This is a genomic window from Streptomyces sp. KR55, assembly GCF_052245645.1.
Classification (GTDB): Bacteria; Actinomycetota; Actinomycetes; order Streptomycetales; family Streptomycetaceae; genus Streptomyces; species Streptomyces flavusporus.
On record NZ_JBQQCE010000356.1, the window covers coordinates 1 to 10,363 of the forward strand.

The window sequence follows — 10,363 nt, forward strand, 5'->3', positions numbered from 1 at the left end:
GTCTATTCTTCCACGCCGTCTGCCCGGCGCCAAAATCGGCCGTGCGGCTCACCCTCGGGGTCCGGCTCCCAGCCCAGGATGGAGAGCATCTCGCGGTCCTTCTTGTCGAAGGCCTTGGGGTCGCAGCGCTCGATCAGGTCGGGCCGGTTGACCGTCGTCCGCTTCAGCGCCTCGTCACGGCGCCAGCGGGCGATCCTGCCGTGATGGCCGCTGAGCAGCACGTCCGGGATCTCCCGGCCGCGCCACTGGGGCGGCTTGGTGTAGACGGGACCCTCCAGGAGGTTGGCCATGGCGCCGGGCGCGAAGGAGTCGTCACGGTGGGACTCGGCGTTCCCGAGGACGCCGGGCAGCAACCTCGCCACGGCTTCCGTGATGACCAGTACGGCCGCCTCGCCGCCGGCGAGGACATAGTCGCCGATGGACACCTCGTGGACGGGCATCCGGGTCGCGTACTCGTCGATGACGCGCCGGTCGATGCCCTCGTAGCGCGCGGGCGTGAAGATCAGCCAGGGGCGCTCGGAGAGTTCGACGGCGAGCTCCTGGGTGAAGGGGCGGCCGCTGGGCGTGGGGACGACGAGGGTGGGCGCGTGGGAGCCCGTTTCGTAACCGTCGGCGAGGACGGAGTCCAGGGCGTCGCCCCAGGGCTCGGTCTTCATGACCATGCCGGGACCACCGCCGTAGGGCGTGTCGTCGACCGTGTGGTGCCGGTCGTGGGTCCAGGTCCGCAGATCGTGCACGTGCACGTTCAGCTGTCCACGCGCGCGTGCCTTGCCGACCAGGGAGACGTTCAGCGGGTCGAGGTACTCGGGGAAGATGGTGACGACGTCGAGCCGCATCAGGACTCATCCCCGGAGGAGTCGATCTCGGCCCGGTCGTCGATCAGGCCGGGCGGCGGGTCGATGACGGCCCGCTGCTCCTCGAGGTCGATCTCGGTGACGATCTCCTCGACGAACGGGATCATGACCTCGGTCCCGTCAGGACGTTCCACGATGAACAGGTCCTGCGAGGGCAGGTGCGAGATCTCGGTGATCCGGCCGACCTCCACACCGTCCTTGGTGACGACATCGAGGTCGATCAGCTGGTGGTCGTAGTACTCGTCCTCGCCCTCGGGCAGTTCGTCCGGGTCGACCTCGGCGATCAGGAGGGTGTTGCGCAGCGCCTCGGCGCCGGTCCGGTCGGTCACGCCCGCGAAGCGCAGCAGCAGGCGTCCGCTGTGCACACGGCCCGTCTCGATGGTCAGCGGTCCGGCGGAGGCAGGGTCGGTGGCCAGGACGGCACCGGGGGCGAGCCGGAGTTCCGGCTCGTCGGTACGTACCTCGACGGTGACCTCGCCCTTGATGCCGTGGGCGCGACCGATGCGGGCGACTACGAGCTGCACTTTTCGAAGATCTCCTGTCGTACGTACGACCACGGGCCGGGGACGGCCGAGTGGCCCTCCCCGGCCCGAGCCGGTGCTGCGTTGCGTCAGCGGACGTGGTCCACGTCGACGAGGTCGACACGGACTCCGCGGCCGCCGATGGCACCCACGACGGTGCGCAGAGCGCGTGCGGTGCGACCGTTGCGGCCGATCACCTTGCCGAGGTCGTCGGGGTGGACCCGGACCTCCAGCACACGCCCGCGGCGCAGGTTGCGCGAGGCGACCTGCACATCGTCAGGGTTGTCGACGATGCCCTTCACGAGGTGCTCGAGAGCCTCCTCGAGCATGCTCAGGCCTCGGCCGACTCGGACTCGGCGGCAGCCTCGTCCTTCTTCTCCGCCTTCTTCTTCTGGGTGATCGCCTCACCCTTGCCCTCGTCCTCGCCGCCGAGGGCCTCGAACGACGGGCGCGCCTTCTTCGGCTCGGCCACGAGCAGCGGCGCCGGGGCGGGCTCGCCCTTGAACTTCTGCCAGTCGCCGGTCTTCTTCAGGATGGCGAGCACGGGCTCGGTCGGCTGGGCGCCGACACCGAGCCAGTACGCCACGCGCTCGGCGTCGACCTCGATCACCGACGGGTTGTACGTCGGGTGGTACTTGCCGATCTCCTCGATGGCCCGGCCGTCACGGCGGGTACGGGAGTCGGCGACGACGATGCGGTAGTGAGGCGAACGGATCTTGCCCAGACGCTTCAGCTTGATCTTGACTGCCACGGGAGTGGGTTCTCCTGGATTTGACGTGGTTGGGCACGGCGAGATGGCCGCGTGGGGTTGCGGTACCCGAGTGCCCGATGGACGCGTCAGCCGGAGGAGAGAGGGGTCCTGTGCGGCTGTCGAGTACAGCTAGCCATTCTGCCATACCCTGCGGGCGCTTCCGACCGGGGGAGCTGGGCATGGCTCATTGGCACCCAGCGTCCAGGTGACCGTACGTCGGGTGCGCAACCCGGCGCTGGCGGGGTGCCGCCCGCGCCCACCCGTGCCGCCCCGGGCGGCACGGGTGCCCGCGGATGGACGGGTGGTGTCCGGCTGCCACGAGCAGCCGGACCGTCAGCTTGCCGCGCCCGCGCCCACGACCTCTGGGATGCGGAACGGTTTTCCGCAGCCGCCGCACACGATCGGGGCCTGGGCCAGGACCGAGGGAACGACCCGTACGTTGCGACCGCAGTCGCACACCGCCTTGACCCGGACCCCGCCGCCGGAGGAGCCGTGGCGGGCCGCCGGGCCGCGGAAGGTGCGGGAGGTGTCGGCGGAGGTGGCGGCGGTGTGGGCGGTCAGGGCGCGCTGCAGGCGGTCGATCGTGGTGCGGTAGCGCCGCTTCGCCTCGGGGTTGAGCGTGACCAGCGAGAAACCGCTGCTGGGGTGCGGTTCCTCGGGGTGGTCCAGGCCCAGCTCCTCGGCGATCGCGAGGAATCTGCGGTTGTGGTACCGGCCGGCGCGGGAGGTGTCGCGGATTCCGCGGGCGGCGGCGATGCCGTGGACTGCCTCATGGAGCAGCCGCTCGAAGGAGAGCTCGTGTCCGCAGGCGGACGACGACTCCCCGATCAGGGATTCGGGCGCGGCAAGGTCTGGCAGCTCGGGGTGGTACCGCTGAATGTCGGCCCACGCCTGTGCCAGCTCTGCGGCGAGAACAGGTGGTGTCGTGCTCACGTAATGACAACGAGCCTGGGCCCCGCTGTGTTCCGATTCCGGGGCATCCCAAATAATTTGCACGTACCCGTCAGTTGCCGCTGATGCGTCCTGACGAGGGCGGGTGCGCTGATCTGCGGAGAAGCCGCACAGCTCGTACCAAGCCGGTACGTAGCCTGACGTACGCCCACCCGTCTCCCACCACCACCCTCAACGGAGGCCCTGCGGGCCACCCCTTTGGTTTGGCGCGTAGACATGTCCGCGCGCCGGGAAAACATGTGGTCCGCGGATGCGCAAGTGGCGTTTCGGTCGCCTCTCGCCGCTTCAGTATGCGCGCGCGACGATCGCGACGTTACCGGGTGCGTCATCGGCGTCCGGCACCGACCCGTCCTCGGCGACCAGACATCGTACGGTCACTGCGTGCTCGGCCAGCTTGGCCTCGCCTTCTTCGCCGAGGGTCGCCCAGGGGATGCGCGCCCAGCCGCCGGCGGTCGCCGCCTCGACGGCCTCCTCGATCGTCGACACGTCGGAGGTGCGGGACTCACGGCGCTCGCGGGACTGGGTCAGCAGGAGCGCCTGATCCTCCTCGAAGAGCGTGGGGAGCAGCCGTACGAGCGAGTCGATGGCCACGGGTTCCTTGCCGCCCGGGATGCGGCGCGCCAGCATCGCCGTGTTGCTCTCCAGGTCACGGGGGCCGATCTCGATCCGTACGGGTACGCCCTTCAGCTCCCAGTCGACCGCGCGGCGCCCGAACGGGGTGTCCGTGCGGTCGTCCACCTGGACGCGGACGCCGGCCGCCCTGAGCTGGTCGCCGATCTCGCGGACCTTGGCCAGAACCGCATCGTCGCCCTTGATCGCAAGGACGACCGCCTGGACGGGGGCGAGGCGCGGGGGCACCCGCAGCCCGTTGTCGTCTCCGTGCGTCATCACCAGGGCGCCGATCATGCGGGTCGTGGACCCCCAGGAGGTCTGCCAGACGAGTTCCTGCCTGCCCTCCTTGGACAGGTACTGGGTGTTGAAGGCCTTGGCAAAGTTCTGGCCCAGCTCATGGCTGGTGGCCATCTGGAGGGCCTTGCCGTCGCCCATCATGCTTTCGAGCGTGAGGGTGTTGATGGCGCCCGCGAAGCGCTCCTTGACGGTCTTGCGGCCGGGGACGGTGTCCATGGCGAGGACGTTCACCATGAAGTCCTCGTAGACCTTGCGGTGGATGTGCGCGGCGAAGTCGCGGGCGTCCTCGAACGTGGCATGTGCCGTGTGGCCCTCCTGCCACAGGAACTCGGTCGTACGGAGGAAGAGGCGGGGCCGCAGCTCCCAACGGACCACGTTCGCCCACTGGTTGATCAGCAGGGGCAGGTCGCGGTAGCTCTGCACCCACTTCGAGAAGTAGTCGTTGATGATCATCTCGGAGGTGGGGCGGACGACGGCGGGTTCCTCGAGGTCCTTGCCGCCGCCGTGGGTGACGACCGCGAGCTCGGGGGCGAAGCCCTCGACGTGCTCGGCCTCCTTGGTGAAGTACGACTGCGGGATCAGCAGCGGGAAGTACGCGTTCTGGGCGCCCGCCTCCTTGATCCGGGCATCCATCTCCTGCTGCATCCGCTCCCACAGCCCGTACCCGTACGGTCGGATCACCATGGTGCCGCGCACCGGACCGTTGTCGGCCAGCTCGGCCTTGTTGATCAGATCCTGGTACCAGCGCGGGAAGTCGTCCGCGCGCGGGGTGAGAACGGGTGCCTTTGCCATGGCGAGATGGTACGGGCCCACGTTGCCGGAATGTGAATTCTCGCCACTTGCGCGGGCACCCCACAAGCCGGGCTCCGCAACCCCTGGACGCGGTCGCGCGCCCGGAGTTTCCTGGCATACGGGGGAGGGCGGGCGTACGCCACGGGGGGCTACGGAAACGGGTACAGCAGCAACTCTCGGCGGATTGGGGCGTTTTCGATGACACCTACGCTCGTGCGGCAGCGACTGCCTCATGCGGGACCTGCGCCCCGCGTGGACCTGGCTGCACGCGCGCGTGACTGGTCGGAAATCCAGGAGCGGATGCTCGTACCGCTCTACGAGGCCGTCTACGAGCGACTGGACGTCGGCCCCGGCACCCGGCTGCTGGGGCTCGGCTGCGGTTCCGGGCTGGCGCTGCTGATGGCGGCCTCCCGGGGCGCCGCGATCACCGGTGTCGAGTCCTCCTCCCCCGAGAGAAGGGCCCTCGCGCGCGAGCGCCTGCTGCCGGAAGGACCGGGCACGCGCGCGCGTGCGGACGTCCGGCTCCTCGACGATGCTCCCGGGGCGCCCGAGGAGGGGACATGCGCGTACACCCTGGTGACCGCCTTCGAGCCCATCGGGTGTCTGGCGGGCGACTCGGAGGGGCTCGGTGTGCTGCTCGGCGCGGCGGTGCCGCTCGCGGAGCGGGGGGCGCCCGTGGTGCTGGCCGGCTGGGGGCCGCCGGAGCGTTGCGCCACGTCGTCCGTGCTGCGGGTGGCGGGCAAGCTGGCGGATCCGCTGCGCAGCGCGGGCAGTTGGCGTCCGGCCCTGCGCGACGACCTGGAGGAGGTCGCCCAGCGGGCGGGGCTCCGGCCGGACGGTTCGGGGCGGGTGGCGTGCCCCTTCGGGTATGCCGACCTGGACTGCGCGGTGCGCGGGCTGCTGTCGACGGGACTGTTCGACGCGGCGATCGCAGCGACGGATCAGGAGCAGGTCGACAAGGAGCTGATCGAGGCCCTGCACCCGCACCGGCGGCCGGACGGCACGGTGTGGATGCCGAACGTGTTCCGCTACCTGATCGCCCGAACGCCCTGACAGGGCTCGGGAGATGCAGGTGCATGGAGGGGCGGGGCGCGCTCCCTAGCCCTCCTGGTCACCCTTCGTCAGCCGCGAGATCCCGGCGATCAGGTACGCGTCCACCTCCTCCAGCGTCTCGCGTTCCAGCAACGCCTCCGCCAGCGCGTCGAGTTGCTGCCGGTGGTCGCGTAGTTTGCGGCACGCCTCCTCGTAGCACTCGTCGACGATCCGCCGCATCTCGCCGTCGATCACGTCCAGCGTCTGCGGTGCTGCGGCCAGGCCGTACGTCTGCTGGGCGTCGTTGGGGAGGGCGGACAGCCGGCCGACCTGTCTGCTCATGCCCCAGCGGGCGACCATCCCGCGGGCGATGTTGGTGACCTGCTCGAGGTCGCTCTCCGAGCCGGTGGTGATGACCCCGTAGACGACATGTTCCGCGGCCATGCCGCCGAGTGCACCGATGATGCGGCCGCGCAGGTAGTCCTCGGTGTACGCATACTTGTCCGACTCAGGCGTCGACAGCGTCACGCCGAGTGCCCTTCCGCGCGGCACGATGGTGATCTTGCGGACCGGGTCGGCGCCGGGTTGCAGCATGCCCAGCAGGGCGTGGCCGCTCTCGTGGTAGGCCGTGCGATGGCGCTCCTCCTGGGGCATCACCAGGGCGCGTTCGGCGCCGAGTTGGACCTTCTCCAGCGCTTCCGATAGGTCGGTCTGTGTCACCTTCTCCTGACCTCGTTTGACCGCGATCAGGGCGGCCTCGTTGGCGAGGTTGGCCAGTTCGGCGCCGGTCATTCCCGGGGTCGTACGGGCGACCCGGGTGAGGTCGACGTCCGGGGCGAGCGGGATCTCGCGGGTGTGGATCTTGAGGATGGCCTCGCGGCCGCCCCGGTCCGGGGGCGCGACCATGACCACCCGGTCGAAGCGGCCGGGGCGGGTCAGGGCCGGGTCCAGGACATCCGCGCGGTTGGTCGCGGCGATCACGATCACGCCCTCGGAGCCGGAGAAGCCGTCCATCTCGGTCAGGATCTGGTTCAAGGTCTGCTCGCGCTCGTCATGGCCGCCCATGCCGGCACCGGCGCCGCGGGCCCGGCCGATGGTGTCGATCTCGTCGATGAAGATGATCGACGGAGCCACCTTGCGGGCCTCCGCGAACAGTTCCCGTACGCGGGAGGCGCCCACGCCCACGATCATCTCGATGAACTCGGAGGCCGACGCGGAGAAGAACGGCACGCCCGCCTCCCCGGCCACCGCCCGCGCGAGCAGCGTCTTCCCGGTGCCGGGCGGCCCCGCCAGCAGCACGCCGCGCGGCATCTTGGCGCCCATTCTGCGGTAGGCGTCGGGGTTCTTCAGGAAGTCGACGACATCGTTGAGCTCGCCCTCGACCTCGTCGATGCCCGCCACGTCCGCGAACGTCGTGCGCTTCTCCCCCGACTCCAGCGCGACGGGCTTGGGCGGCTCTCTGCGCCCGAACATGCCGCCCGCGCCGCCCATGCCCGCCCGCATCCGCCGTGTGATGAAGATCCACAGCACGACGAGCAGGAGGATCGGCGCCAGCGAGATCAGCAGGTTGGCCAGAAGACTGCGCTGCTGGACGACCGGCTCCGCCGTGACGGTGACGTTGTTCCTGGTCAGGTCCGTCCAGAGCCGGTCGTCCGCGAACTCGGGTCGCTGGGTCCGGAACTTCGTGTACGTCCCGTCGCCCTCGGGATTGTCCTGGGCCCTCTTCAGCTGGCCCTGGATCGCGTCGCCCTTGGAGTAGATCTTGCTGACGTTGCCGTCGTCGACCTGCCTGCTGAACTCCGTGTACGAGATCGTCGGCTCGTCCCCGTCGCCGAAGAACGACAGCGCGAGGTTGACGATCACAAACAGGACCAGCGCGGTGAGGACGAGACTCCACCAGCCGCCGGGTATCCGCCGCCCACCGGACGGCGGCTTCGGCGGTTCCTCGGGCGTGCCCTCGGTACGCCAGGGCTGCTCGGGCGACTTGCGCGGTGGCGCAGGGTTGGTCATATCGGGACGTTACGCCACACGGGCGTCCCCGGCATGTGCGCATACGACGCCGGGGGCACCCTCGCGATCGAGGGTGCCCCCGGCGTCGTGGACCAGGTACTGCCGACTAGCCCATGAACTTCTTGAACTCGTCCGGCAGCTCGAAGTCCTGTCCGCCCTGCTGCGGCACCCCGAAGGCGTTGCCGCTCTGCGCGGCGGCCGCGCGGCGGGCGGCGGCCTCCTGCTCCTGCTGCTTGCGCTTCATCGGGTTGCCGGACCGCTGCTTGCCCTTGGCCTTCTTCTGCTGCTTCTTCGGCCTGCCGGGACCGCCGCCCATGCCCGGCATCCCGGGCATCCCCGGCATGCCGCCGCCCTGCGCCATGCGGGACATCATCTTGCGGGCCTCGAAGAACCGCTCGACGAGGTTCTTCACCGCGCTGACCTCGACGCCGGAACCCCGGGCGATACGCGCGCGGCGCGAACCGTTGATGATCGTCGGGTCCTGGCGCTCGCCCGGGGTCATCGACTTGATGATGGCGGCCGTGCGGTCGACGTCCCGCTCGTCGAGGTTGTTGATCTGGTCCTTGATCTGCCCCATACCGGGCAGCATGCCGAGCAGCTTGGAGATGCTGCCCATCTTCCTGACCTGCTCCATTTGGGCCAGGAAGTCGTCCAGGGTGAAGTCCTGGCCCTTCTTGGACGCCAGCTTGGAGGCCATCTTCTCGGCCTCTTCCTGGCTGAACGTCTTCTCCGCCTGCTCGATCAGGGTGAGCAGGTCGCCCATGTCGAGGATGCGGGAGGCCATCCGGTCCGGGTGGAAGGCGTCGAAGTCGTCGAGCTTCTCGCCGTTCGACGCGAACATGATCGGCTTGCCGGTGATCTGGCGGATCGACAGAGCCGCACCGCCGCGGGCGTCACCGTCGAGCTTGGACAGCACCACACCGTCGAAGCCGACGCCGTCCCGGAAGGCCTCGGCGGTGTTGACCGCGTCCTGACCGATCATCGCGTCGACGACGAAGAGGATCTCGTCCGGCGAGACCGCGTCCCGGATGTCCGCGGCCTGCTGCATCATGTCGGCGTCGATGCCGAGGCGGCCGGCGGTGTCCACGATCACAATGTCGTGGACCTTGGACTTCGCGAAGTCGATGGAGTCCTTGGCGACCTTGATCGGGTCACCGACGCCGTTGCCCGGCTCGGGCGCGAAGACCGCGACCCCGGCCCGCTCGGCGACGACGCTCAGCTGGTTGACGGCGTTCGGGCGCTGGAGGTCGGCGGCGACCAGGAGCGGCGAGTGGCCCTGCTCCTTCAGCCAGCGGCCGAGCTTGCCCGCGAGGGTGGTCTTACCGGCACCCTGCAGACCCGCCAGCATGATCACGGTCGGCGGCTGCTTGGCGAACCGCAGCCGCCGGGTCTCGCCGCCGAGGATCGTGACGAGCTCGTCGTTCACGATCTTCAGGACCTGCTGGGCCGGATTCAGCGCCCTGGAGACCTCGGCGCCGAGGGCACGCTCCTTGACGTTCTTGATGAAGCTCCGGACGACCGGCAGCGCCACGTCCGCCTCGAGGAGCGCGATGCGGATCTCGCGCGCGGTGGCGTCGATGTCCGCCTCGCTCAAACGCCCCTTGCCGCGCAGATTCTTGAAGGTCGCTGAGAGGCGATCGGAGAGAGTATCGAACACGGCGGCGTCGGTCCTCGGAGTCGGGGGCAGTGCGAGCGTCTTCCAGGGTATCCGGCCGCGCAAGAAAGTCGTCCCCACCCGCTGCACCCTGCTGAACACCGGGAGGCTGCGAGGTCACCCCCGCAGGGCCTCCTCCAGCTTCTGCGCCACCACCGTCGCCTCCGTGCCCGGCAGGGGCGCGCCCTCCGGGTCTGTGACATAGAACGCGTCCACCGCGTTGGCGCCCAGCGTGCTCACATGCGCGCTGCGCATCCGTACGCCGGCGTCCTCCAGCGCCCGCCCGATCCGGAACAGCAGTCCCGGCGCGTCCTGGGCGCGCACCTCGATCACCGTGGCGAGGCGGGAGGCGGCCGAGGCGACCGTCACCCGCGGCGGCGGCGCGACCACGCCCCGGCGGCGCGGATAGGCGGCGTCGCGCTCGGCGAGGCGGGCGGCGATGTCCAGGGAGCCGTCGAGGGCGCGCACCAGGTCGGCACGCAGCCGGGCGGCCTGGGGCAGGGAGCCGTATTCGGCGGCGACCCGCCAGTCCAGCAGCAGCACCGAGCCCTCGACGCCCTCCGGCAGCTCCAGCGCCCGCAGCTCCGCCGTGCGGACCGTCAGACGGTGCATGGCGAGGACGCCGGCCACCGCGGGCAGCACGCCCGGCTGGTCCGGTACGGCGATGAGCAGCTCCACGCCGAGCGGCTCCGGATCGCCGGACGGCTGCTCCGCCGGCGGCTCGGTCTGCGCGCGCAGCGCCAGCACGGGGCTGCCGGTCGCGATCGCCTCGAGGGCGAGCCGCTCCTGCTCGGCAGTGGGCGCGGCGGCCTCGGGTTCGTCGAGGGGGTCCCAGGCGAGGACGCCCGCGACCCGCTTGACCAGGTCGGCGACGAGCGAGCCGCGCCAG

At 70.2% G+C, this 10,363-nt stretch carries 10 protein-coding genes; 1 reads left to right on the plus strand and 9 read right to left on the minus strand.

Annotated features, from left to right (window positions below):
• Positions 1–2: 2 nt before the first annotated feature.
• From trmD to proS, 6 genes are all read right to left on the minus strand, one after another.
• Entirely contained in the window at positions 3–836 is an 834-nt protein-coding gene (gene trmD / locus ACTWQJ_RS37180; protein ID WP_443310859.1) for a tRNA (guanosine(37)-N1)-methyltransferase TrmD, read from the minus strand.
• The gene (gene rimM, locus ACTWQJ_RS37185) at positions 836–1,378 is read right to left on the minus strand and encodes a ribosome maturation factor RimM (RefSeq protein WP_443310860.1); all 543 of its coding nucleotides are present in this window, start codon (positions 1,376–1,378) and stop codon (positions 836–838) included. The genes trmD and rimM overlap by 1 nt, the downstream gene beginning before the upstream one ends.
• A gap of 86 nt (positions 1,379–1,464) precedes the next feature.
• Positions 1,465–1,704, minus strand: coding sequence for an RNA-binding protein (locus tag ACTWQJ_RS37190; protein ID WP_003973401.1), 240 nt, complete (start codon positions 1,702–1,704; stop codon positions 1,465–1,467).
• 2 nt (positions 1,705–1,706) lie between these two features.
• Positions 1,707–2,126 (minus strand): 30S ribosomal protein S16, encoded by a 420-nt coding sequence (gene rpsP, locus ACTWQJ_RS37195; RefSeq protein WP_443310861.1) that lies wholly within the window; start codon positions 2,124–2,126, stop codon positions 1,707–1,709.
• A 333-nt stretch (positions 2,127–2,459) separates the two neighbouring features.
• Positions 2,460–3,059 (minus strand): hypothetical protein, encoded by a 600-nt coding sequence (locus tag ACTWQJ_RS37200; RefSeq protein ID WP_443310862.1) that lies wholly within the window; start codon positions 3,057–3,059, stop codon positions 2,460–2,462.
• Positions 3,060–3,362: 303 nt separating this feature from the next.
• The gene (proS, locus tag ACTWQJ_RS37205; protein ID WP_443310863.1) at positions 3,363–4,778 is read right to left on the minus strand and encodes a proline--tRNA ligase; all 1,416 of its coding nucleotides are present in this window, start codon (positions 4,776–4,778) and stop codon (positions 3,363–3,365) included.
• A gap of 198 nt (positions 4,779–4,976) precedes the next feature.
• Between proS and ACTWQJ_RS37210 the strand changes: the two genes are divergently transcribed.
• A complete protein-coding gene (locus ACTWQJ_RS37210) occupies positions 4,977–5,831 on the plus strand; it encodes an SAM-dependent methyltransferase (RefSeq protein ID WP_443310864.1) in 855 nt (284 codons plus the stop codon).
• Between the two features lie 45 nt (positions 5,832–5,876).
• Here the strand turns inward: ACTWQJ_RS37210 and ftsH are convergent, their stop codons facing one another.
• The 3 genes from ftsH to ACTWQJ_RS37225 form a co-directional block, all read right to left on the minus strand.
• Positions 5,877–7,820 (minus strand): ATP-dependent zinc metalloprotease FtsH, encoded by a 1,944-nt coding sequence (gene ftsH / locus ACTWQJ_RS37215; protein ID WP_443310865.1) that lies wholly within the window; start codon positions 7,818–7,820, stop codon positions 5,877–5,879.
• Positions 7,821–7,926: 106 nt separating this feature from the next.
• Positions 7,927–9,477 carry a signal recognition particle protein gene (ffh, locus tag ACTWQJ_RS37220; RefSeq protein ID WP_443310866.1) on the minus strand — a complete coding sequence of 517 codons (1,551 nt, stop codon included), beginning with the start codon at positions 9,475–9,477 and terminating at the stop codon, positions 7,927–7,929.
• Positions 9,478–9,591: 114 nt separating this feature from the next.
• On the minus strand, positions 9,592–10,363 hold a 772-nt coding region (locus ACTWQJ_RS37225), incomplete at its 5' end, for an ACT domain-containing protein (protein WP_443310867.1).

Excerpts from the sequence above, each read along its gene's own strand:
- ACTWQJ_RS37210 (WP_443310864.1), top strand. The coding sequence starts at position 4,977 with ATGACACCTACGCTCGTGCGGCAGCGACTGCCTCATGCGGGACCTGCG.
- ACTWQJ_RS37190 (WP_003973401.1), bottom strand. The coding sequence starts at position 1,704 with ATGCTCGAGGAGGCTCTCGAGCACCTCGTGAAGGGCATCGTCGACAAC.
- trmD (WP_443310859.1), bottom strand. The coding sequence starts at position 836 with ATGCGGCTCGACGTCGTCACCATCTTCCCCGAGTACCTCGACCCGCTG.
- proS (WP_443310863.1), bottom strand. The coding sequence starts at position 4,778 with ATGGCAAAGGCACCCGTTCTCACCCCGCGCGCGGACGACTTCCCGCGC.
- ftsH (WP_443310865.1), bottom strand. The coding sequence starts at position 7,820 with ATGACCAACCCTGCGCCACCGCGCAAGTCGCCCGAGCAGCCCTGGCGT.